The following is a 23336-nucleotide window of genomic DNA, read 5'->3' as shown; positions in this document are numbered from 1 at the left end:
GACCGGTGCGTGCCGCCGTGGAGAGTCGATCAGGACGACAACCAGCCCGGGAGGACAGATGAAAATCGCCCGCATCCTGGCTCGCCCCGATGACCGGTCAGAACCGACCGCGTTCGTGATTCCCGCACCGATGAGCATCCTCACCCATGCTCACCAGTGGACGACGAGGTCCCGGCACCGGACCAGCGAAGGCGTGGTCGGCTACGACCACTGCACCTGCGGCCGGTGGAGAGTCCACTGCGAGACCACGGCCCACGACCACCAGACGCTGTTCATCACCTCGGCCGCGTCACCCCTGGACCAGCTGAACTGATGGCCGCGCCAGGCTGGCGGCTGCCCCTCCCGGCCGCCAGCCTGGCGGCACCGCCCGCGCTCAGGCTTTCAGTACGTCGTACACGAGGTGTGTGACGCGGTCGCCTTGGACGATCTGTGCCGGGTTGTCGAGCATGAGCGGCTCGGACAGCGGACCGGTCCCCCAGAACGGTCGGCCTGAGCCGAACACCACGGGGACGAGGTTGACAACGACCTGATCGATCAGCCCGAGTCGCAAGGCCTGTCCGCCGATCTGGCCGGCGGACACGTCGACGATGCGGTCCTCACCGGCGTACTCCCGCCCCGCCTTGATGCCTTCCTCGACGCTGCCGACGAAGGTGAACGGCGCCGTACCGGCGTGCTCCCAGTCCGTCGGTGGTTCGTGCGTGACCACGAAGACGTGCTCGCCGGCGGCCGGTACGCCGTCCCAGCCGTTGGTGAGGTCGAAGACGCGCCGGCCGATGATGACGCACGCGATGCCCTTGTAGTGGTTGCGCGTGAAGTCGGCCGATGCCTGAGTGGTGCTGACCGTGTCGTCGCTGCCTTCGAAGGACCAGCTCACGTCTCCGTTGCCCAGCCAGTCGAACAGCGGACCGACACCGTCGCTGTCGTCGGCCATGTAGCCATCCAGGGAGACAACCGCTCCCATCACCGTCCTAGCCATCAGACCCCTCCTTGTGTGCAGGTAGTGATCTGACATTAGAAGCAGAACAACCCGCTCCGAATCAGTCAGACGACTGGTGCTGGGATGGGTTATGGCGTCAGTCCGGCGAGCTGCGAGCGCCTGCTGACGCCCAGCTTGGGGTAGGCCTTGTACAGGTGATGACCGACGGTGCGCGGGCTGAGGAACAGCTCAGCCGCGATCTCCCGGTTGCTCATGCCCTGCGCGGCCCGGCGTACGACCTGCAGCTCCTGCGGGGTGAGCTGGCTGCCACCGATCGCCGGCTCCGGAGCGGTGTCGCCGAGCGCGGTGAGCTCGGTGCGGACGCGTCGTTCCCAGCCGTACGCCGCGATCCGCTCGAACGTGCTGAGCGCCTCGACCAGTTGGGCCCTGGCCGCCGTACGACGGCGATTGCGTCGCAGCCATTCGCCGTACGCGAGAGAGGTGCGCGCCCGGTCGTACGGCCCGCATCCGTCGAGACGGAGCGCCGCCTCGAAGGCTTGGTGCGCCTCGGGTCCCTCGCTGAGCAACGCCTCGCACCGCAGTACGAGCGCCTGTGCCGCGGGATTGCCCGATTCCGTCGCCCACTCGATCAGCGCTGGCAAGTGCCGCCCAGCGCGATCCGTCTCACCTGCCCGTACGGCGGCCTCGACGTGATCGGGGATTGCCCGCACGGCCACGTCCCGACCGGATGGTCCGTCGCAGACTCGCTCGAGACGGTCGAGTGCGGCGACGGGCTGACCGGCCATCAGATCGACCAGCGCCAATGCCCAGGTCACCAGGGCTGCCGACATCCGGTGCTGCCGGGTGTCGCCGAGCACCAAGGTTGCCTGCTCTGCGGCTGCGGTGTCGCCGCGAACTGCGGCAAGCCAAGCCGAGATCGAGGTCAGTACGACGACCTGCAGGTCCAGACCGAGGTCAGTGGCCAGCTCGATCGCTTCGGTCACCGTCGCTTCCGCATCCTGGAAGCGACCCGTCACCAACTGCGCGAGCGCGAGTGGTTCCTGCGCATACGGCAGCCAGCCGAGCGCACCGTCACGGCGCAACGTGGCGACGTGGCTCTCGAGCAGGGTCAGCCCCAGCGTGTCCGCGCCGATCAGCACGGCCATGTACCCAGCCGTCAGCCGGTCGAGTGTGGCGTCCAGCTCAAGGGCAGCGGGCAGCAGCGTGCGCATCGACGCGACCGCGGGCTTGACGTTTCCGAGCAACAGGTCGTTGAAGCCGATCAACGCCTCGGCCAGGCCTCCGGGGACCGACTGTAGTTGCTCAACGCAACGACCAAGCAGGACGGGATCGGCCGCGTCACGCGCACACCACGTCGCCTCGGCAAGGATGGAGACCGCACGGTCCGGGTCGGTCGACAGGATCGGTACGGCGGCGGCGAGCGACAGCGCACTCGCCTCGGCGGGCGAGATGCGCTCGTACGCGACCTGGGCCCTGATCCAGCTGGCCTCGGCCCGTTCGCTGGGTTGTCTGGTCAGCTCGCCGCCGGCCGCGGCCAACTCGGCCGCATGATCCAGCCTGCCTGCGTCGTACGTCGCTCGGGCGGCACCGACGAGACGCCTGGCTCGGTCGGCGCGGTCGTTGCTGAGCTGCGCGGCCCGTTCCAGCGCTCGCGCCGCGGACGCCGGGCCACCGCGCCCGACCGCACGGAGCGCGGCGCGTTCGAGTTCCGCCGCGGCCAGGTCGTCGGTGCCACCGGCCGCGGCGGCCAGATGCCACGCGCGACGGTCGGCATCACGTGGGTCCGAGAACGACCCCGCCAGCGCTTCGTGCGCGGCCACTCGTTGGGCGAACGGCGCGTCCTGATAGACCGCCGACCGGATCAACGGGTGCCGGAACTCGATCGAGTCGGAGGTCACCTGGACGAGTCGCTCCTGCTCGGCCGGCGCGAGGTCCGCGGCGACCAGGCCCAGAGATGCGGCGGCGGCCGAGAACGCTTGGAGCTCCGAGGTGTGGTCGGCAGCGGCAAGCAACAACGCCCGCTGCGCGTTCTCCGGCAGTGCGCGAATCTGAAGGCGGAAGTGCTCCTCCAAGCGTCCGCTGGCCGGCAGCGGGGTGACTGGCGCGGACGGCCGATCGGCGCGGTCGCTCGCCGCCAGCTCCAGGATGGCCAGCGGGTTCCCTTCGGATTCCGCGAGCACGCGCTCGGCTGCCTCGCGAGGCAGCGTCCGAACACTGGCCAGCAGGCGATTCGAGTCCGGCGGATCCAGTCGCTGGAGCGCGATGCTGTCCAACCCGGCGGCCGGGAACGGCCGGTCGCCGTCCCGCGCGGCGAAGATCATCGCGACCGGGTCGGTGTGCAGGCGCCGTACGGCGAACAGCAGCGCGTCGATCGACGACCGGTCGAACCAGTGCGCGTCGTCGACCAGGCACAGCAGCGGTCTTTCCTCGGCCAGGTCGGAGAGCAACGTCAAGACTGCTGCTCCGACCGCCGGCGGTCCACCTGGCAAGGTGCTCGCACCGAACGCGGTCCGCAGTGCTTGACTTTGGCGGCCGGGCAACGCGTCGAAGCGATCGGCGAAGCGAGCCAGCATCAGTTGAAGACCGGCGAACGGAAGCTCGGCCTCGGACTCGATGCCGACGACCCGCAGTACCCGCATCCCGTCGGCAGTAGCCGCCGCATGGTCGAGCAACGCGGTCTTGCCAATCCCCGCCTCACCCCGCACCACCAACGCCCCACACCGGCCGGCACCGGCCTCGGCGAGCACCCGCTCCACCGCAGCCCGCTCAACCGCCCGCCCCACCAGCACCGCAGCAGCGTAACCCCAACATCTGGCCACGGCTCCGGCCGACATGTGCAAGCATGATCGCCGATTCGACTCCTGCCAGGCACGCCACCAACCCCTGCGATCGGAGCAGCCGTGTCCACTGTTACCGCTGCGGAATTCACCTGGCCGCTAGGCGACGACGCCGTACTGATCCCGCGGACCGTCGCGATAGCGGAGGCTCACTTCGCTCTCGTCGAGGCCAACTATCAACGTCTGGCGCAATGGTTCGGGGACGCGTACCAGGAACCGCCGGTGCTGGACGAGACCCGCGCGAATCTGGTGGAGGCTGGGCAGGGCTGGCTGGACGGATCGTTGCTGCCGCTGTCGATCGCGGTGAAGGCGGACAACGGCTGGCGCCTGGTCGGCTGGGCCCAACTCGAGATCGACCGTCGGGCGCGGTCGGCCGAGATCGGCTACTGGCTCGACACCGACTTCGTCGGCCGTGGACTGATCAGCCGCACAGTCACCGCCGTACTCGACCACGCCTTCGGCCCGCTCGGCCTGCTCCGAGTCCGCCTGTGCACCACCATCGACAACACCCGCAGCCGCAACGTCGCCGAACGCATGGGCTTCACCCAGGAAGGCGTACTCCGTGAAGCCGCCGTCTTCCCCACCGAACGCCGCGACCTGGTGATCTACGGCCTCTTGGCCCGCGAATGGCGGCCTCCCGCAAGAGTCGACGCCCCTCCCCGCGGATAACGTCAGGCGGCGCGGTCACCACCAGTTCAGCCTTACCTGACCAGTAGCAGCGCGCGGTCAGGTGCGGTGTTTTTTGTAGGGGGTTGTTTGGGGGCCGGGGTGGAAGCCTAGGGATTGGTAGAGCTTGGCTGCGGTGGGGTAGGCGGGGTCGCCTCGGGGGTTGACGATTGCTTGGGTTGCGCCGGCTTGCTGGAGGGCTGTGAGGGCGGCGAGGTTGACGGCGGTGGCGAGGCCGCGGCGGCGGTGGGCGGGATCGGTTCCGACCGGTTCGATCAGGCCGACCTCGTTCTCCTCGTCGAGCCAGGCCAGGGACGTCGACACGAAGTTGCCGTGCTGATCCTCGATCACCCAATCGAGCTCGGGCCGGTAGGGCCAAGCGTTCATCACGGATTGGTAGGTGTCGGCCGACAGGGTCGAGCCGAAGTCGGACCAGGTCGCGCGGTGTCCCGCACTGCGTCGTTCGGCTTCGTCCGGGCGCACGTGACGAAGCCTGTACCCGTCGGGACAGGACGGGACCACGACAGTCGCGAGCGACCTGTGGTGATGGGTGAAGAACGGCGCCTCCGCATCAGCGCGGTAACCAGCGGACTCCAGCGCCGTGGTCAGGTGTACTTCGGTCTCGAGCACCGCGCAGGTGAGTTCGGGCGCCGAGGTGACCTCCTCGAACCAGGCAATGACCTCTGCGGCCAGCTCGGGTCGAGACAGGTCGGTCACCAGCGCCAGATGTCCAGGAAGCTCCACCCATCCCCAAGCGACCGTCTCGCCGTTGTCCTCCCACAGCGAGGTCCGCCACGTTGATTCGACGCCGGGAACGGTACGGCGTTGCCAGGCCAGATCACCGATATGCCAGTTCGCATCGACGCTCCAGCAACGTTGAACCAGCCGCTGCATCGCCCGCAGGTCGTCAGCTCCGCGGTAGTCCCGGCGACTCGTCATGACTCGTACCGGCCGAAGGTGAAGAGATGGGTGCCGGGGACGAGAGGCTCTGGGGTTCCGGTGTAGCGGTGGACACCTACACCGAAGCCGGCGGCGGGTTCGGAGAGGTAGCGGCGTTCGAAGTCACGAGACTCGAACCAGGAGCAGATCTGAGGCACCAGGTCGGGGTCGTCGCGATGGCGGGTCCAAATCACCGGAGCCCCAGAGCGGCACAGCTGCGGGAGGGCCGCGATCGTGCCCTGGATGTCTTCGTCGCTGATGTTGCCGAAGATTCCGCAGGCTAGCACGATGTCCGCGGGCACCATCCCGACGTACTGATCGATGAGAGCCGCGTCGCCTGCGCGGACCTCCACCTGATCGAGCCCGAGAGCGCGGGCGGCTGAAGCGGCACCGTCGGCGATCTCTGCGTCGAGCTCGACCAACCGGGCATGAACGTCGCCGCGGCGTGGATGGTCGGCCAGGACCTCGAGTACGTCGCGGCCTTGGCCGGCGCACAGGCTGACGATGCGGAGCGGCCCGGCAGCGCAGTCCTCCAAGGCAATCCGGAGCTGTGTCTGCACGACCTTCAACCGCTGGGACAGCTCTGACCCCGGGTCGTCGTACTCGTCGTGCCAGGCGGACCAGTCCATGGGCTAGCTCCTCTCAGGAACTTCCTATCAAGTTCTCAGTGCAATCAGGGGCCGATCGCGGAACGCTGCCCGTCTCAGCTGCGTTGACGGACGAAAGTCCGCCAGGCGAAGGGACGACAGCATGACAGGTACCGCCGACACGATGGCGGCCGAGGAGCTGACGTACCCGAGCGACTCGGTGGTCGTACTCGCCGGCATTCCGGGAGCCGGCAAGAGCACACTCCTCGACCGCCTCTTCCCCGAAAACTCCGACCGCGTGTACGACTCGGGCCGCCTCCGCGATCGCTGGATGCCGGTCCTCGGCGTACTCCCCTATCCCTGGTGGCGGCCGCTTCTCCACCTCACGTACTACGCGATCGTGCTCAACGCGATGAGCACCGGCCCCCTGGTCGTCCACGACTGCGCCACCCGTCCGTGGGTACGACGCCTCATCGGCTGGAGGGCACGCCAGACCGGGAGGACAGTGCACCTGCTCCTGCTCGACGTACCCGATGACATCGCCCGCGACGGGCAGCAGGCGCGCGGACGCGTCGTACGCAAGGGCAGCATGGCCACGCACTGCCGTCGCTGGCCGCAGCTCCTCGACCGGGCGGTCGCCGACCCCACCGAAGTCATCCCCGGCGCGGCCTCCGCCGTCGTCCTCGATCGCGACCAGGCCAACCGGCTCGAAGCGATCAGCTTCCGTTGAGGCCGGCCTCCAGACCGTCCAGGATCAGATCCAGCCCGTACTCGAAGTCCTCCATCCGCCCGGACCGCATCACGTGACCGATCACCTCGACGACATGCGGGAACTCCTCCGCGGACAGTCCCGGGAGTACGTCGGCCGACACCCGCGACGCCTCGTCGGCGGCGAACGGCAGGTTGAGCTGCTGCAACGTGAACCCGTAGAGGTGACTGTCCAACGTGTGCCACGCATCCAGCGCACCCTCGATCGTGAAGCCGCCCTCGCGGAGCCGTCCCAGGGTCGCGTCCAGGTAGCGCGTCATGCCCAGGCCGATGCTGTAGCGGGACATGATCTGCATCGCCGCCCACGGATGGGCGACCAGCACCTCGTGCGCCGAGATGGACCGCCGCCGCATCGCCTTCTTCCAGTCCGTCCCAGCGGGAAGTACGTCGATGTCGGTCAGCACCAGGTCGACGATGCCGTCGAGGATGTCGTCCTTGTTCTTCACGTGGTTGTAGAGCGACATCGCCTCCACGCCGACCTCCTGGCCGAGCCGCCGCATGGTCAGCGCGTCCAGGCCCTCCTTGTCGGCGAGCGTGATCGCGGCCCGCAGGACCCGCTCCCGGTTCAGTGGCTCACGCCGTACCGCCATTGCGATCCTCTCGCCAGGCCGATGAACTTACATCGTAAGCGTACAGAGTAAGCCGGGCGCCGCAGGAACTGTCGGTGCCAGGTGATTGAGTCGTACTTCGACGTGGGGAGGAATGGGTGTGAAGGTTCGGGTTGGTCGTGAGGTGCTGGCCGAGGCGGTCGGATGGGTGGCGAAGGGGCTACCGAGCCGGCCGAGTGTGCCGATCCTGGCCGGGATGGTAGTCGACGCGGCGGACGGTCAGGTGACGCTGTCCGGGTTCGACTACGAGAGCTCCGCGCAGGTGAGCGTGCCGGCGGAGGTGGCGGACGGTGGGCGGGTCCTGGTGTCGGGTCGGCTGCTGTCCGACATCTGCCGCAGCATGCCGAGGGACTCGGTGGATCTGAGCGGCGACGCGTCTCGGGTGCAGGTGGTCAGCGGGAGTTCGCGCTTCGCGCTGCAGACCCTGCCTCTCAACGAGTATCCGGCGCTGCCCGAGTTGCCCGGGGCGAGCGGCGTCGTGAAGGGAGATGCCTTCGCCCGGGCTGTCGCGCAGGTGGTGAGCGCATCCGGCCGGGACGACACCCTGCCGGTGTTCACCGGCATCCGGGTGGAGCTCCGCGGATCGACCATCTCGTTGCTGGCCACCGACCGGTACCGGCTGGCGCTGCGCGTCATCGAGTGGGAGCCGGCCGACCCGACCGTGGAGGCGAACGCGCTGGTGCCGGCGCGGATGCTCCACGACGTGGCCAAGGCGATGTCCGGCCACGATCTCACTCTCGCGCTCGGTTCGACCCGCACAGGGGACGGGTTGATCGGGTTCGAGGGTGGCGGCCGGCGGGCGACGAGCCGGCTGATCGACGGCGACTTCCCGAAGGTGCGCAGCCTGATCCCGGCCGAGTCCGCGATCACCAGCACCGTCCAAGTGGACACAGCCTCACTGGTCGAGGCGGTGAAACGGGTCGCGCTGGTGGCGGAGCGGACGACACCGGTGCGGATCAACTTCGCGGACGGCACGGCGACTCTCGACGCCGGGAGTGGCGAGGAGGCGCAGGCATCGGAGTCGGTGGAGGCGACGGTCACCGGTGATCCGGTGTCCACCGGGTTCAACGCGGGCTATCTCCTCGATGCGCTCGCCTCCCTGGGGATGCCGATCGCGCACTTCGCGTTCACCCAGCCGATGAAGCCTGCGAACCTGACCGGTCTCCGCGCTCCTGACCAAACTCCGACCGGAGACTCGGCGTACATCCTGATGCCGATGCGACTGCCAACCTGAGGCGGATGCCGACGGCAATCATCCGTCAGTAGGACGCCGGATCAGGCCATGGGCTGACGATCGGCGGCGGTCGATGCGGTCTAGTGGTGGTGCCCCCGCGCCACCGCTTGGAAGGACGACTGTGGACTCGCCGAAGGCCCGGCTGCATGAGATCGATCTGCTGCGGATCCTCGCGGCCGTCTCGGTGATGACGTACCACTACCTGTTCTCGGCGTACGCCGGCGGCCTGTCGACGATGCAGTTCCCGCATGCCGACATCGTGGCGCGGTACGGCTATCTCGGTGTCGACCTGTTCTTCACGATCAGCGGATTCGTGGTGCTGCTGAGCGCCTGGGACCGGACGCCGCGGTCCTTCGTCGTCTCCCGGGCAGTCCGGCTCTACCCGGCGTACTGGATGGCGGTCACGCTGACCACGATCGTGTCGATCTCGCTCAGCCAGGGCCGGTTCCCGGTGTCGCTGCCGCAGTACCTGGCCAACCTGACGATGTTCAACTCGCTGCCGAACATCGAGAACGTCGACGTCGTCTACTGGACGCTGTGGGCCGAGGTGCGCTTCTACGCGATGATCCTGATCCTGACCTGGATCGGCATCACCCGCCGCCGGGTCACGATCTTCCTCTGGGCCTGGCTGACCGCGACCTTCGTCTTCCAGACCGGTCTGTTGCCGCACGCAACCGATCTGGTGCTGAACACGCAGTTCTCCCACTACTTCATCGCGGGTATGGCGCTGTGCCTGATCCACCGCTACGGGCCGACGCCGCAGACGCTGCTGATCGTTGCCGTCTCGCTCGGCAACGCGATCTACCGTGGCATCGGATTCGGCGACCGGGTCGGCATCCGCTACCACACGGAGATCCACCGGCCGGCTGTGATCGCGATCATCGTGGTGATCTTCGCCGTCATGCTGACCGTCGCACTCAAGTGGACCCACCGGCTCAGGCGGCCGTGGTTCGCGGTCCTCGGCGCACTCACCTACCCGCTCTACCTGGTGCACGCGCACATCGGGTTCATCATCTTCGAGCGGCTCGGCGACCAGGTGAACCACGTGCTCCTGGTCGCCGCCACGATGCTCGCGATGGTCGGCGTAGCAGCCGCCCTGCACTACGGGGTCGAGCAGCCGCTGGCGCCTCGCCTCAAGCGGTTGCTCGAGCGCGTCCTACCCGGCGGCCGCCGCCAGCCGGTTCACGCGGTCACGAAGTAGTTCGTCAGCACCCCCGCCAGCGTCTCCGGCGGAAGCGTGTGGAAGGTCCCGTCATGGCCCTCCGCCGTCCCGTTCGGCAGCGCTGCGGCGGTCTGCTTGACCGAGTCCTGCAGCCACGCCGGACTGTCGTTGCTGTACAGCGCAAGTGTCGGCAGTTCGATTGTCGACAACAGCGCTGTCGGTACGGCGCTGTCCCCCATCTGCAGGCCGTCGTACACGAGCGTGTGTGCGACCGCCTCGAGTCCGGCCCACATCGGCGTCGCCCGGATCTGATCGACGACCTCTTTCGGCTGACCGACCGCCTCGACCATGAACAACTCGGCCGCACCGCCGGGGTTCCCGGCCGCGACGTACTCCTGCAGCCGCTCGATGTACCGCTCCGGCGCCGGCGGTGCACCCTCGACCCGGAACGGCGGCTCCATCACCGCCTGCTTCTCGAACGGCAGTCCGGCCTGGAACAGCACCATCGAACCCGACGAGTACGCGCAGGCGAACCGCGCGCCGGTCGCCGACCGCACCGCATCGAGGTCCTCCCACTCGCGTTCGACGGCGTACGTCGGTGCATCGCCGGAGTCGCCACGTCCACGCCGGTCGTAGTTCACCACAGTGAACGTCGAGGCCAGCGCCTCGGCGTCCGGCACGTAGCGAGCGCGGTCGGTGAACCCGCCGGCCACGAGCACCAGCACCGGCCCGCTGCCGTAGGTGTCGTACGCGATCTCGGTGCCGTCCTTCGAGGTGACCTTCTCCATCACCACACCCCTTCTCAGTTTGGGATCCCCTGTCAATCCGTCGAACGAAGACAGCGTGGAGAGACACCCGATTGGATGTGATCCACATCACAGGACACTAGCGACAGGCCCGAGTACTATCCGCGGCCGACCCACCTCACTACAGTTGGATTATGTATACAGACGGCTGGTATGCGGTCCACCGCACGATGGGTTCCTGATGCTGCTCCGCCAGCTGGAGTATCTCGTCGCCCTCGCCCGGGAGAAGCACTTCGCCCGGGCCGCCGGCGCGTGCTACGTCTCCCAGCCGTCGCTGTCCGCCGCGATCCGCAAGCTCGAGCAGGAGCTCGACGTACCGATCGTCCGGCGCGGCCGCCGCTTCGAGGGGCTCACCCCCGAGGGCGAGCGGGTGCTGCTGTGGGCGCAGCGGATCCTGGCCGAGCAGGACGCGCTGCGGCACGAGTTGTCGGTGATGCGCGGCGGCCTGACCGGCACACTCCGGCTCGGCGCGATCCCGACCGCGATGCCGGTCGTCTCGCTGCTCACCACCCCGTTCTGCGAACGGCACACCAGCGCCCGGGTGACGCTCGAGTCGTTGTCGTCGCGCGACATCACCCAGAAGCTGGCCGAGTTCGATCTCGACGTCGCGATGACGTACCTCGACGACGACACCCTCGGCCAGGTCCGCAAGACCCCGTTGTACGAGGAGCGCTACTTGCTCCTCACCCCGCAGCACACCGAGCTGGGTGAGTTGCCGGTGGCAACCTGGGCACAGGTGGCCGCGCTGCCGCTGTGCCTGTTGTCCCCCGACATGCGCAACCGCCGGATCATGAACGGCTACTTCACCGACGACGGCGTCACCGCTTCTCCCGCGATCGAGAGCGATACGGTCTCCGGTCTCTACAGCCATCTGCACGGCAACCACTGGTCGACCGTGATCTCCCACGCCTGGCTGCACATGTTCGGTGTGCCTGAAGGCATGCGCGTCGTACCGCTGAAGAGCCCGGCGCACGGGCCGCGGGTCGGACTGGTGATCGCGGCCCGCAGTCCCGAGCCCGTGCTGGCCCGCGCGCTCCTCGACGTCGCGCGACAAGCCGGCGTACACACCGCTCTCGACGATCTGCTCAACGTGCATTTGATGGGTTCCGGCTATCTCGACATAGCGAGCAAGTCTTTGACCGTCGGACCGTGACGCGGCGACTGTGGAAGTCCCTTCCGAACAAGGAGATTCCACATCATGGCCAAGATCATCTGCGTCCTGTACGACGATCCTGCCGACGGCCACCCGACGTCGTACGCGCGTGACGACATCCCCACCATCAACGGCTACCCGGGCGGCCAGACCGCGCCCACGCCGAAGGCCGTCGACTTCACACCGGGCGAGCTGCTCGGCAGCGTGTCCGGTGAGCTCGGGCTGCGCGAGTTCCTGGAGAGCCAGGGCCACACGCTGGTCGTCACCTCCGACAAGGAGGGCCCCGACTCGGTGCTCGACCGCGAGCTGGCCGACGCCGATGTGGTGATCTCGCAACCGTTCTGGCCGGCGTACCTGACGCCCGAGCGGATCGCGGAGGCGCCGAACCTCAAGCTCGCGATCACCGCCGGCATCGGCTCGGACCACGTCGACCTGGACGCGGCGATCAAGCACGGCATGACCGTTGCCGAGGTCACCTACAGCAACAGCATCAGCGTCGCCGAGCACGTGGTGATGATGATCCTCGGCCTCGTCCGCAATTACCTGCCTTCGCACCAGGTGGTCCTCGACGGCGGCTGGAACGTCGCCGACTGCGTGGCCCGCTCGTACGACCTCGAAGGTATGCACGTCGGCACTGTCGCGGCCGGCCGGATCGGGACCGCCGTACTGCGCCGGCTGAAGCCGTTCGACGTGAACCTGCACTACACCGACCGGCACCGGCTGCCGGAGTCGGTCGAGCGCGAGCTCAACCTGACCTTCCACCCGAGCGCGGCCGACATGGTCCCGCACTGTGACGTGGTCACGATCAACGCGCCGCTGCACCCGGAGACCGAGGGCCTGTTCGGCGAGAAGCTGCTCAGCACCATGAAGCGCGGCACCTACCTGATCAACACCGCCCGCGCGAAGATCGCCGACCGGGACGCCATCGTGAAGGCACTGGAGAGCGGTCAGCTGGCCGGGTACGCCGGCGACGTCTGGTACCCGCAGCCCGCGCCGGCCGACCACCCGTGGCGGACCATGCCGCACCACGGCATGACCCCGCACATCTCCGGCTCGACCCTGTCCGCCCAGACCCGCTACGCCGCCGGCACCCGGGAGATCCTGGAGTCGTGGTTCGCCGGTACGCCGATCCGCGACGAGTACCTGATTGTCGACGGTGGGCGACTGGCCGGTGCCGGAGCGCATTCGTACTCGACCCGCGTGTGAGCGGCGTCACGTCGTACGTAACCGGGATCACGTGAGACGAGGGCATAACCCGTGAGGACGGCTGGTTGAATGTATACAGAAGCCAGAATTCAAGGAAAGGGCAACAATGATCTTCACCCGTAGGTTCGGCGCTCTGGCGGCTCGCCCGCAGTTCCCGGATGCCCCGGAGCTGCAGCAGGAGCTGAACACCCCGGCCGACCTGGACGCCGAGCTCGCGAAGCTCACCGGCGACCAGGCTCGGACCGCTCACGACGATCGCCCGCACGCCGACGAGTCCGCGGCGTAACTCGGTCGCCATATCAGGTCAGGAGCCAAGGCCCCATGACCACGCCGGCGCCGAAGGCCCGGCCCCAAGCGTGGCACTTGGTAGACTGTCTACCAAGTGCCATGCCTTTGTCAGCGCAAGTTCCGGGAAGGACTTCATGACCACCATCAGCGCAGGCCCAGGGGCGGGGGCGGAACCGGCCGGTGTGCGACACGTCAAGCGGCCGACGCCACTGCGTGAGTCCGTCTACGAGGCCCTGACCGAGATGATCATCGACGGCACCCTCGAGCGCGGCCGGCACCTGGTCGAGGTCGAACTGGCCGGCATGCTGGGCGTTTCCCGGCAGCCGGTCCGCGAGGCCCTCCAGCGGCTCAACAACGAGGGCTGGGTGGACCTCCGGCCGGGCTTCGGCGCGATGGTGCACGTGCCCGCCGAGGACGAGGTGGACCAGCTGCTCGCGGCCCGTGCCGCCCTGGAGTCGGAGTCCGCGCGACTCGCGGCCCGGCACGCGTCGAAGGACGACGTGGCCCGGCTCAAGGACCTGTGCAAGGTCGGTACGGCGCTCCAGGAGGCCGGCGACATCGACGGCGCGGTCCGGACCAACGGCGAGCTGCACAGCCTGATCACCCAGATGTCCGGCAACAGGTTCCTGGTGGACTTCGCCGGCCAGGTCGACCGCCGGGTCCGCTGGTACTACACCCCCGTCGCCCCGGTCCGCGGTGGCGCCTCCTGGCGCGAGCACGCCCGGCTGGTGAAGGCGATCAGCGAGGGCGACGAGGACAAGTCCGCGCAGATCATGCGCGAGCACACCGAACACACCCGCAAGGCCTACCACGACCTCCAGGCGGGCGCCGAGCCCGGCGAAACGCCTGCTGAGGCCGCTCCCCGCCGGCGCCGCCGTGCGGCGAACTGACGCCACGGCCGGACGCTGAATCACCCGCCGGGGGTGATGGCCCTCGGCCCGGCGGCGGATGAGGATTGGCTGCGATCGCGGACGAGGATCGGCTGCCAAGTCAGGCCGATCCCCGGCATCGAGGGAGGCCGGCATGACAGTGACGCCGACGGGTTCGCAGGCACCGGCCGCGGACGTGCTGGTGATCTTCGGGATCACCGGTGATCTGGCCAAGGTGATGACGTTCCGCTCGCTGTACCAGTTGGAGGCGCGCGGTCTGCTCGACTGCCCGATCGTCGGAGTGGCTGCCGACGACTGGACCCTCGAGCAGCTGGTCGAGCGGGCCAGGACGTCGATCGAGGGCACCGGCGTCACCATCGACAAGGCCGTCTTCGACCGCTTCGCGGACCGGCTGTCGTACGTCGGTGGCGACTTCACCGAGGCGTCCGTCTACGAGCGCGTCGGCCAGGCGATCAAGGATGCCCAGACACCGGTCTTCTATCTCGAGATCCCGCCGTTCCTGTTCGGCCGGGTGGTGCAGGGACTGTCCGAGGCCGGGCTGACCACCGGTGCCCGGGTCGTCGTCGAGAAGCCGTTCGGCCACGACCAGCAGTCGGCTCGCGACCTGGCCGGCCAGTTGCATCAGTACATCGACGAGTCGCAGCTGTACCGGATCGACCACTACCTCGGAAAGATGGGGTTGGAGGAGATCCTCTACCTGCGGTTCGCGAACGCGGTCCTCGAACCGGTGTGGAGCCGCAACTACCTCGACTGTGTCCAGATCACGATGGCGGAGGACTTCGGCGTCGAGGACCGCGGCCACTTCTACGACCCGGTCGGCGCCCTGCGCGACGTGGTCGTCAATCACCTGATGCAGGTCGTCGCGGCCGCCGCCATGGAGCCACCGTCGCGGGGCGATCCGACCACGCTGAAGGATTCGACCACCGCGCTGTTCCGTGCCGTGGAGGAAGCCGATCCGGCCCACTACCTCCGCGGCCAGTACGACGGCTACCTCGCCATCGACGGCGTCGCGAAGAACTCGGCCACCGAGACGTACGCCGCACTCCGGCTCGACATCGAGAACTGGCGCTGGGCCGGTGTGCCCTTCTTCATCCGCACCGGCAAGCGACTGCCGGTCACCCAGACCGAGCTGCGCCTGGTCTTCAAACGACCACCACGGCTCGGTTTCGGACCCCGCGGCCACATCGCCGAGCCGAACCAGCTGGTGATCAAGCTCGACCCGTCGACCGGAGTCCGGATCCAGGTGGACGCGCACCGCGCCGACCTGGCCCGGATCGCGCCGATCGAGCTCGACATGGAGTTCGGCCAAGAAGGTGGCGAAGGCCCCACGCCGTACGAGGTGCTGTTACATGCGGCCATGACCGGGCAGAGCACCCGGTTCACGCGCCAGGACGCCGTCGAGGAGACATGGCGGGTGATGCAGCCGTTGCTCGATGCACCGACGCCGATCCATGCCTACCAGCCCGGGACCTGGGGGCCGGCCGCGGCCGGCGAAGTACCGGCCGGATACGGCGGCTGGCGAACGCCTTGGATCCCGAACTGACGTCTGGAGTTGGGGTCACGAGGTCGACGCGGTGATGATCTGGCCGGGGAGGCGCGCGAAGTCCTCAGTGGTGCCGGGGTGTGGACGTGCCGCACTCACTAACCTGCCCGTGGGGCGACTTCCATGCCCCGAGTTGAGCGTGGCGGCCTCGGCCTGTGGGTGGTTGGTGAGTGGTGCGGGGCCGCCCGTGACGCGACGGGCTGCGGTCGGCCTGGCGGTCCGCGACCATCGCCTGCTGCCAACGGCCCGGCGGATCGGCCGGTCTCCGAGTGGGGGTTTGCGTGTTCCGGGGCAGGCCCGTGAACAGCTTGTCGTGACCGCGAACAGGTCGTGGCGTGTGCACGGCCCCCAGATCCTGTTCACCGCCCCCCACCCCGACACCTCGACACCTCGACACCAGGTAGCCGACGTGCCGCCGCGACCTTGAACACGGACCGACCACTACAACAGGTGGCCGGTGCACAAGGCCGTAGGCCTACGGCAAGCCGCCGCACGACCACCCTCTACAGGCCCGGGCTGCCAAGCACGACCAGCCTGCCCACACCCTCCGCACCCAGCCCGCCCGCGGCAGGTCAGTGATGCAGGTCTGGCACGGAGTCGGCACCAACCTCATGACCGGATACAACTGGCGCGTTCAGTTTGCTGGCGTATCGTCGGCCATGTGCAGGGGCCGGACACAGGTTCGGGTGCAGCCTCCGTTCCCGTTGCACCACCGACCGTGACCCCTGGGGGCCACAGCGTGGGGTCAGGAGTGCGTGGTGGGCGTGAACGCCTGGTACCGCGAACCGCAGTTATCGATCGCTTGATGGAATCGCACGAGCCGGTGGTCGCCGTCGTGGCGCCACCCGGCTACGGCAAGTCGACTGTGCTGTCCCAGTGGACCGATCAGTTCGGGCCGCGGGTGGCCTGGGTGTCGTGCGAACGGTCCGACAACGACCCGGTCGCGTTGTGGACGGGCATCCTCGACGCCCTCGACCAGATCGAGCCGGTCGGCAGGGACGCGCGCGCCTTGCTGGCCGCGTCCGGCGGCAGCGTCGACGTCGTACCCCGGCTGGTCGAGTCGATCAGCGCGTTGCGCTCGCCGGTGCTGGTCGTGCTCGACCACGTGGAGGAGATCACCAGCCCCGACTGCTCGAGGTCGATCGCCGAGTTCGCGTTCCGGGTACCCCCCGGCTGGCGGCTCGCCGTCGCATCGCGGGACGCGCTGCCGCTGCCGTTGTCCCGGCTGCGGATGGGCCGTGGGATCGTCGAGATCGGCGTCCAGGACCTCGCCATGGGCGGCGCCGAGGCGGCTGCGTTGCTGCGGTCGGCCGGCGCCGAGGTACCCGTTGCCGAGGTCGACGAACTGGTTCGCCGTACGGAGGGCTGGCCGGCCGGCCTGTATCTCGCCGCACTGGCGATGCGGTCCGGTTCGCCGGTGACGGGCTTCGGCTTCACCGGTGACGACCGATTGGTCGACGACTACCTGCGGTCGGAGCTGCTCGACCGGCTCTCCCCCGCCCAGGCGGACTTCCTCGTCCGTACGTCGATCCTCGACCGCATGACCGGGCCCCTGTGCGACGCCGTCGTCGGCGGGAAGCAGTCGGCCCGGATGCTCGTCGACCTCGAACGCCACAACCTTCTGGTCGTCCCGCTCGACCGCCGCGGCGAGTGGTACCGGTACCACCATCTGCTGCGCGAACTCCTCCAGGCCGAGCTCCGGCGTGGCGATCCCGATCTCGGCGGCAGGCTGCACGCACGCGCCGCCGACTGGTACGAGGCGAACGGGATGGCCGAAGCCGCCGTCGGCCACGCCGCCGCGGCCGGCGACACCGAACGAGTCACCCGGCTCGTCCTCGAACTCATGCAACCGGTCTGGGCCAGCGGCCGGGTCGACACCGTGCGCGGCTGGATGGAACTCCTCGACCGCTACCCGCGAGGCCCGCACTACGCCGCGATCGCGGCACACAGCGCTTTGATCTTCGCCTTGCTCGGCCGGCCGCGGGAGGCAGAGCGGTGGGTCGGTGTCGCCGAAAGTCTGCCCGTCAGCGGAACGTTGTCCGACGGTACGACGGTCGCCGCGACGCTGGCGTACATGCGAGCCAACCTCAGCCGGCAGGGACCCGTGGCGATGCGCACCGACAGCGTCCTGGCCCTCGACGGGCTCAGCCCGGCCAGCCCGTTCCGCGCGACGATGCTGCACTCGGAGGCGATGTCGTGGTACCTCGAGGGAGACCTCGAGCGCGCCGATTCCGGGTTCATCCATGCGTACGACGTGGCGACCGGCTTCGGCGTCACCCCGCTCGCGGCCCTGATCCTGACCGAGCGGTCCCTGATCGCCACCGAGCGCGGCGAGCGCGCCGCCGCCGAAGCGATGCTCAAGCGTTCCCTCGAGCTCGTCGACACCGGACACTTCGAGGCGTACTGGACCAGTGCCCTGGTCTACGCGGCCGCCGCGCACGCAGCCGCCCGCCGCGGCGACATGCGCGAGTCCCGCCGGCTCGTTCGCCGTGCCGCCGAGCTACGACCGCTGCTGACCTACGCCCTCCCCAGCGTGTCGGTCCAGACCCTGCTCGAGCTCGCCCAGGCGTACATGGCTCTCGTCGACCCTTCGGGTGCGCACGCCGTCCTCGAACAGGCCGACAACATCCTGCGCCGCCGGCCCGGCCTCGGCACCTTGCCGGCGGCCATCGGGAGACTGCGCGACCGCGTCGATCAGATCACCGTGGCCGCGTCCCCCGGGATCTCCGCGCTGACGACGGCCGAGCTGCGGCTGGTCCGGCTACTACCGACCCACCTCTCGTTCCCGGAGATCGCCAAGCAGCTGTACGTCTCGCGGCACACCGTCAAGTCGCAGGTCCAGTCGGTCTACCGCAAGCTCGGCGTCTCCTCTCGCGGGGGGGCGGTCGAAATCCTGGCCGAGATCGGCATGCACCGCTGAGGTCTAACCGAGTCGCTCCAGCAGGTGGTCACCGACCCGCAGCGCGTTCGCCATCGCGGTCAGCGCCGGGTTCACCGCGCCGATGCTCGGGAAGAAGCTGGTGTCGACGACATAGAGGTTGTCGAGCTCGTGAGCCTTGCAGTCGGGGTCCAGCACCGAGGTCTCCGGATCGTTCCCGAACCGGACAGTGCCCGCCTGATGGGCGCACCCCGCGACCGGGATGTCGTTCTTCATGTAGATGCTGCGCGGGATCAGGTGATGCGGGTGCATGCCCAGCTTGCCCAGGTTCTTCTTGACCCGCCTGTACAGCTGCTCCATCGGCTCGCCGTTGTTCGGCGTGTGCGACAGCACCACGTTGCCGTCGCGGTCGAGCGTCACCCGGTTGTCCGGATCCGGCAGGTCCTCGGTCGACAGCCAGAAGTCGACGGCATGCTCGGCGACGTCGCGCAGCGCGAACGTCGGCGCCAGCAGGGTCTCGACCGGCTTCTCACCGCGATACATCGGTGCCGACGACTTGCCCACCATCTGCAGGTTGCCCATCGGGTAGTCGAAGTCGGCGTCGCCGAAGTAGTAGTCGTTCATCGCGAGCGTCTTCTGGAACCGGGTGTCGTTCTTCTCGGTCGAAACCGCCAGGAAGGCACGGCTGTTGTGGAAGATGAAATGGCGCCCGACCTGGTCGGAGGAGTTTGCAAGTCCCCGCGGATGCCGGTCGTTGGCGCTCGCGAGCAGGATCTTGGCCGAGTTCACCGCACCGGCCGACAGGACCACGATGTCGCCGCTGAACCGTTGCTCGGCACCGTCCACCTCGGCGACGACCGCGGTCACAGTGCGGCCGGTCGGGTCGGTCTCGAGGCGCCGTACGACGGTGTTGCGCAGCAAAGTCACGTTGTCGTGCTCGATCGCCGGCCGGACGGCGATGACGTCCGCGTCCGCCTTCGCGTGGACCAGGCACGGGAACCCGTCGCAGGTCGCGCACCGGATGCAGGCGCTGAACGCGGGCCGGCTCTCGTCGAGCATCACCCCGCACGGCGCGTGGAAGGGGTGCAGTCCGACCGCGGCCATGTCGTCGAACAGCTTCTGGATCCGCGGCTCGTGCGATACCGGCGGATAGGGGTACGGCGCCGAGGCGGGCGGATCCGTCGGGTCCTCGCCCCGGGCACCGTGGACCTGGTAGAGCTGCTCGGCCCGGGTGTAGTACGGCTCCATCACGTCGTACCCGATCGGCCAGGCCGGCGAGATTCCGCCGTGGTGCTTGAGCTCGGCGAAGTCGCGCTCGCGCAGCCGGTACAGCGCGGCGCCGTAGAACTTGGTCGCGCCACCGACGAAGTAGTGCACCTGCGGCTGGAACGGTTTGCCGTCGCCGTCGTACCACTGGTCCGGCGACACGTAGCGATTGTCGACGAACACCGCCTCGGCATCCCAGTTCTCCGCCTCCCGCGGGAGCCAGTCACCGCGCTCCAGGATCAGAACCCGCCGGCCCGACGGCGCGAGCGCGTTGGCGAGCGTGCCGCCCCCTGCGCCCGATCCCACGATGACGACGTCGTACTGCTCCGTCATGACCTTCTCCTCAGTTGCTGCCGGCCGATGTGGTCGAGTCGCCTCGGTCGACGATGATGTGCGGGACATCGGCGGACTCGTCACCCCAGGCGATCCGCTGCGGCGCGGTGGACCATTCAACGGTCGCCGCGTGGTCACGGTCGAAGTAGTCCCAGGCCCAGGACATGAACGCGTCGGCCTTGCTGTGCGCACCGCTCAGCAGCATCGCGTGCACGCCGAGCCAGGCGGCGAACGCGAGTGGGCCCTCCATCTGGTGCCGGTGCCGGCCGACCTCGGCGACGGCCGCGTTCCGGCCGATCATCGCCATGATGCCCTTGTCCTTGTAGTGGAACGGCTTGGCCTTGTCGCCGTGCAACTCACGCAGGATGTTGTCGGCGGCCCACGTACCGGACTGCTGCGCGACCGAGCCCAGTTGCGGCAGGATCGTGCCGTCCTTGGCGGGGATGTTCGCGACGTCGCCGATCGCGTAGACCTGCGGATGCCCGTCCACGGTGAGGTCAGGCTGTACGTCGATCCGCCCGCCGCGACCGGTGGTCAGTCCGGTCGCACTTCCCACCACCGAAGCGGCCGACTCGCCGCCACCCCAGATGACGGTCCGGGTGCCGATCGCCGACCCGTCGTCGAACTCGACCCGGTCCGCGTGCACCGCGGCCACTCCTGTCCCCAGTCGCGGTTCGGCGCCTTGCCGGGTGAGTCGCTCGTGCGCGTAGTCGTGCGACTTGTCCGAGAACGCACCGAGCAAGGCGTGACCTCGGTCGACCACGGTGATCTTCCCCGGCGTCGAAATCCGTTCCGTGGCCACCAGTGCGGTCATGAGTTCAGTGAGCGCGCCGGCGATCTCGACTCCGGTCGGACCGCCCCCGACCACGACGACATCGAAGGCGCCCCCGTCTGGATCGGTGGAGCGGATCGTGGACTGCAGGTGCCGCCGCAACCGCTCGGCGTCGGCGACGGAGTACAGGGCGAACGCGTGCTCGGCGGCGCCTGGGACCCCGAAATACTCCGGTCGCGCGCCGGCCGCGATGACCAGGTGCGAGCCGCTGATCCGATCGCCGTCGGACAGTGTCAGAGCGAGGTTCTCGGCGTCGATCTCCGCGACATCGGCGGTGTGGATCCGTACGGTCGGATGGTCGCGGAAGATGGTCCGGTGCGGCCGCGCGATGTCCTCGGCCGGAAGCTGCGACGTCGCGACCTGATAGAGCAACGGCTGGAACTGGTGGTAGTCGTTGCGGTCGACCAGCGTGACCCGGACGCCTTCGTCGCCGAGGCGGTGTGCGCAGGCGACCCCGGCCAGCCCGCCGCCGAGTACGACGACGTGCGGGGTCTCCCCCTGCGTGGTCACAGTGACAGCTCCTCCCGGAAGTCGGCCAGGATGATCCGGCCGGCCGCCCCGATCAGGGCGAGATGCGAGAACGCCTGCGGGAAGTTGCCCAGGTGCCGGGCCCGGTCCACTTCGTACTCCTCGGCGTACAGGCCGAGCGGAGACTGAATGCGCAGCAGCCGCTCCAACTGGCTGCGGGAGCGGTCGAGCTCGCCGATCATCGCGAGCGCGGAGACCAGCCAGAACGAGCAGATCAGGAACGTGCCCTCCTTGCCGGACAGACCGTCGTCGGTCTCGTCGGTCTTGTAGCGCAGCACGAACCCGTTCTCGGTCAGCTCGGTGTCGATCGCCTCGACCGTCGCCCGCATCCGTTCGTCCGTGGCCGGCAGGAAGCCGAACAGCGGAGCCAGCAGGATCGACGCATCCAGCGCGTCGGTCTCGTAGTGCTGCCGCAGCACACCGCGGTCGCTCACTCCGTGCTCGAGGATGTCGGCGCGGATCTCGTCGGCCGTCTTCGCCCACAGCTCGGCGAGGTCCTCCTCGTTGCGGATCCGGGCCAGCTTGGACGCACGGTCCAGCGCCACCCAGCCCATCAGCTTCGAGGAGACGTAGTGCTGGGGTTTGCCGCGGGCCTCCCAGATGCCCTGGTCGGGATCGCGCCAGGACGCGATGGCGCACTGCGCTTGCGACTGGACCAGAGGCCAGAGCCGGCGCGGCAGCCGCTTGCTCCGAACGGTGTGCAGCAGCACCGAGTCCAGCACTGCCCCGAACACGTCGTTCTGCCGTTGGTCGAAGGCGCCGTTGCCGATCCGCACCGGGCTGGCACCTTCGTAGCCGGTGAGGTCGTCACGGATCGACTCGGCCAGGTCGCGGCGCCCGTCGATGCCGTACATGATCTGCAGTGCACCGTCCGGGTTCGGCTGCAGGTCGGCGACGAACTGCATGAATTCGTCGGCCTCCCAGTCCAGGTTGAGGTAGTGCAGCGCCTGCAACGTGAACGTGGTGTCGCGGATCCACGTGTAGCGGTAGTCCCAGTTGCGTTCGCCACCCGGTGTCTCCGGCAACGAGGTGGTGAGCGCCGCGACCGTCGCTCCGGTCGGCATGTAGGTCAGGCCCTTGATCGTGAGCGCCGAGCGTTCCAGCGGATGCCGGAAGCGGTGGTCGGGGATCCGGGCCCGGGACAGCCAGTTGCGCCAGAACCTGATCGTCGCGGCGATGCGTGCCTCCGCGTCGGCCAGGTCCGCCGGTGACGCGAGTCCGTCGGCCCAGGACAGGGCGCAGTACGCCTTCTCTCCCTTGGAGATGACGTGCCGGGCCCGGGCCGAGCCGCCCTCGATCCCGATCAGCATGTCCGTACTCAGCCGGAACGTCTGGCCGGCTCCGGACGCGTCCGCGGCGTGCGAGCTGTCGCCGGCCATCGTCCACTCGGCCGGGACCCGGCCGTAGTCGAACGCGGGTTCGCAGACGAGTTCGATCTCGACCGAGCCGTCGAGGCACTCGACGGTTCGCACCAGCATGTGATCGGCGTCGTCGTCGGCCGGCGGGCGGGTGTGCGGGGTGACCAGGTCGGGGCCGTGCGACGGACCCATCGTCAGCGCGTCGTGGACCAGCAGCCAGCCGGCCGGGGTATGCCACGTGGTCGTCATGACGTTCGTGCCCGGCACATAGATCCGTGCGGTCGGCTGGTTGATGCCGAACGGACCGAACCGGAACGACCCGGCGCCCCGGTCCAGCAGGTTGCCGAACGTACTCGGCGCGTCGAACGAGGGCGTGCACAGCCAGTCGACCGATCCGTCCGGAGCGACCAGCGCGCCGGTGTGGCAGTTCGACAGGAATGCGTAGTCGGCGATCGGGGGGAACGGTGAGGTCGAGGTCATGGCCGGGGCTCCTTCGCAGTCGCGGGCCTACCTCCAC

General features: G+C 68.7%; 20 protein-coding genes. 11 read left to right on the top strand and 9 right to left on the bottom strand.

The annotated features are described in order from the left end of the window. Window positions 1-58 precede the first annotated feature (58 nt). Entirely contained in the window at window positions 59-313 is a 255-nt protein-coding gene (locus tag E0H75_RS11120; protein ID WP_131513430.1) for a hypothetical protein, read from the top strand. A 60-nt stretch (window positions 314-373) separates the two neighbouring features. Here E0H75_RS11120 and E0H75_RS11115 read toward each other — a convergent pair whose 3' ends face one another. After that, entirely contained in the window at window positions 374-976 is a 603-nt protein-coding gene (locus tag E0H75_RS11115) for a dihydrofolate reductase family protein (protein WP_131513429.1), read from the bottom strand. An 89-nt stretch (window positions 977-1065) separates the two neighbouring features. Continuing rightward, window positions 1066-3726, bottom strand: a complete 2661-nt coding sequence (locus E0H75_RS11110) for a helix-turn-helix transcriptional regulator (RefSeq protein ID WP_165553630.1) — start codon at window positions 3724-3726, stop codon at window positions 1066-1068. Window positions 3727-3837: 111 nt separating this feature from the next. Here E0H75_RS11110 and E0H75_RS11105 point away from each other — a divergent pair, with 111 nt between their 5' ends. After that, complete coding sequence (locus E0H75_RS11105) at window positions 3838-4443, top strand: GNAT family N-acetyltransferase (RefSeq protein ID WP_165553628.1); 606 nt, start codon at window positions 3838-3840, stop codon at window positions 4441-4443. A gap of 57 nt (window positions 4444-4500) precedes the next feature. On the opposite strand, the gene E0H75_RS11100 is transcribed toward E0H75_RS11105, so the two are convergent. Together E0H75_RS11100 and E0H75_RS11095 are read right to left on the bottom strand one after the other, a co-directional pair. After that, window positions 4501-5379: a GNAT family N-acetyltransferase gene (locus tag E0H75_RS11100; protein WP_131513426.1), complete on the bottom strand. Its 879-nt coding sequence runs from the start codon at window positions 5377-5379 to the stop codon at window positions 4501-4503. After that, entirely contained in the window at window positions 5376-6008 is a 633-nt protein-coding gene (locus tag E0H75_RS11095; RefSeq protein WP_131513425.1) for a class I SAM-dependent methyltransferase family protein, read from the bottom strand. The genes E0H75_RS11100 and E0H75_RS11095 overlap by 4 nt, the downstream gene beginning before the upstream one ends. 121 nt (window positions 6009-6129) lie before the next feature. On the opposite strand from E0H75_RS11095, the gene E0H75_RS11090 reads away from it, so the two are divergent. Continuing rightward, a complete protein-coding gene (locus tag E0H75_RS11090; protein WP_131513424.1) occupies window positions 6130-6696 on the top strand; it encodes an AAA family ATPase in 567 nt (188 codons plus the stop codon). Here the strand turns inward: E0H75_RS11090 and E0H75_RS11085 are convergent. Next, window positions 6683-7324, bottom strand: coding sequence for a TetR/AcrR family transcriptional regulator C-terminal domain-containing protein (locus E0H75_RS11085; protein WP_131513423.1), 642 nt, complete (start codon window positions 7322-7324; stop codon window positions 6683-6685). The two genes, E0H75_RS11090 and E0H75_RS11085, sit on opposite strands and share 14 nt — an antisense overlap. 118 nt (window positions 7325-7442) lie before the next feature. Here E0H75_RS11085 and dnaN point away from each other — a divergent pair, with 118 nt between their 5' ends. Beyond that, window positions 7443-8576, top strand: a complete 1134-nt coding sequence (gene dnaN, locus E0H75_RS11080; RefSeq protein WP_131513422.1) for a DNA polymerase III subunit beta — start codon at window positions 7443-7445, stop codon at window positions 8574-8576. 121 nt (window positions 8577-8697) lie between these two features. After that, the gene (locus tag E0H75_RS11075) at window positions 8698-9777 is read left to right on the top strand and encodes an acyltransferase family protein (protein ID WP_165553626.1); all 1080 of its coding nucleotides are present in this window, start codon (window positions 8698-8700) and stop codon (window positions 9775-9777) included. Here the strand turns inward: E0H75_RS11075 and E0H75_RS11070 are convergent. Beyond that, on the bottom strand, window positions 9759-10526 hold the full coding sequence (locus E0H75_RS11070) for an alpha/beta fold hydrolase (RefSeq protein WP_131513420.1): 768 nt from the start codon (window positions 10524-10526) through the stop codon (window positions 9759-9761). The genes E0H75_RS11075 and E0H75_RS11070 overlap by 19 nt on opposite strands. Before the next feature lie 199 nt (window positions 10527-10725). On the opposite strand from E0H75_RS11070, the gene E0H75_RS11065 reads away from it, so the two are divergent. The 6 genes from E0H75_RS11065 (at window position 10726) to E0H75_RS11040 (ending at window position 18544) form a co-directional block, all read left to right on the top strand. Continuing rightward, window positions 10726-11697 (top strand): LysR family transcriptional regulator, encoded by a 972-nt coding sequence (locus tag E0H75_RS11065; RefSeq protein WP_131513419.1) that lies wholly within the window; start codon window positions 10726-10728, stop codon window positions 11695-11697. 45 nt (window positions 11698-11742) lie between these two features. Beyond that, window positions 11743-12903, top strand: a complete 1161-nt coding sequence (locus E0H75_RS11060) for an NAD-dependent formate dehydrogenase (RefSeq protein WP_131513418.1) — start codon at window positions 11743-11745, stop codon at window positions 12901-12903. A 106-nt stretch (window positions 12904-13009) separates the two neighbouring features. Then, entirely contained in the window at window positions 13010-13189 is a 180-nt protein-coding gene (locus E0H75_RS11055; RefSeq protein ID WP_131513417.1) for a hypothetical protein, read from the top strand. A 136-nt stretch (window positions 13190-13325) separates the two neighbouring features. Continuing rightward, the gene (locus tag E0H75_RS11050) at window positions 13326-14081 is read left to right on the top strand and encodes a GntR family transcriptional regulator (RefSeq protein ID WP_131513416.1); all 756 of its coding nucleotides are present in this window, start codon (window positions 13326-13328) and stop codon (window positions 14079-14081) included. A 133-nt stretch (window positions 14082-14214) separates the two neighbouring features. Then, on the top strand, window positions 14215-15624 hold the full coding sequence (zwf, locus tag E0H75_RS11045) for a glucose-6-phosphate dehydrogenase (RefSeq protein ID WP_131513415.1): 1410 nt from the start codon (window positions 14215-14217) through the stop codon (window positions 15622-15624). Window positions 15625-16429: 805 nt separating this feature from the next. Further along, window positions 16430-18544 carry a winged helix-turn-helix domain-containing protein gene (locus E0H75_RS11040; protein WP_131513414.1) on the top strand — a complete coding sequence of 705 codons (2115 nt, stop codon included), beginning with the start codon at window positions 16430-16432 and terminating at the stop codon, window positions 18542-18544. A gap of 3 nt (window positions 18545-18547) precedes the next feature. On the opposite strand, the gene E0H75_RS11035 is transcribed toward E0H75_RS11040, so the two are convergent. The 3 genes from E0H75_RS11035 to E0H75_RS11025 are packed head-to-tail and all read right to left on the bottom strand — an operon-like array spanning window position 18548 to window position 23299. After that, window positions 18548-20101: a GMC family oxidoreductase gene (locus E0H75_RS11035; protein ID WP_131513413.1), complete on the bottom strand. Its 1554-nt coding sequence runs from the start codon at window positions 20099-20101 to the stop codon at window positions 18548-18550. Between the two features lie 10 nt (window positions 20102-20111). Next, on the bottom strand, window positions 20112-21443 hold the full coding sequence (locus tag E0H75_RS11030) for an NAD(P)/FAD-dependent oxidoreductase (protein WP_131513412.1): 1332 nt from the start codon (window positions 21441-21443) through the stop codon (window positions 20112-20114). Further along, a complete protein-coding gene (locus E0H75_RS11025; RefSeq protein WP_131513411.1) occupies window positions 21440-23299 on the bottom strand; it encodes a glycoside hydrolase family 15 protein in 1860 nt (619 codons plus the stop codon). The genes E0H75_RS11030 and E0H75_RS11025 overlap by 4 nt, the downstream gene beginning before the upstream one ends. Window positions 23300-23336 lie beyond the last annotated feature (37 nt).

The sequence above is a fragment of the Kribbella capetownensis genome (genome assembly GCF_004331485.1).
GTDB lineage: Bacteria > Actinomycetota > Actinomycetes > Propionibacteriales > Kribbellaceae > Kribbella > Kribbella capetownensis.
Note: the sequence above shows the minus strand (reverse complement) of the source record. Positions and strands in the feature narration are given on the sequence as shown.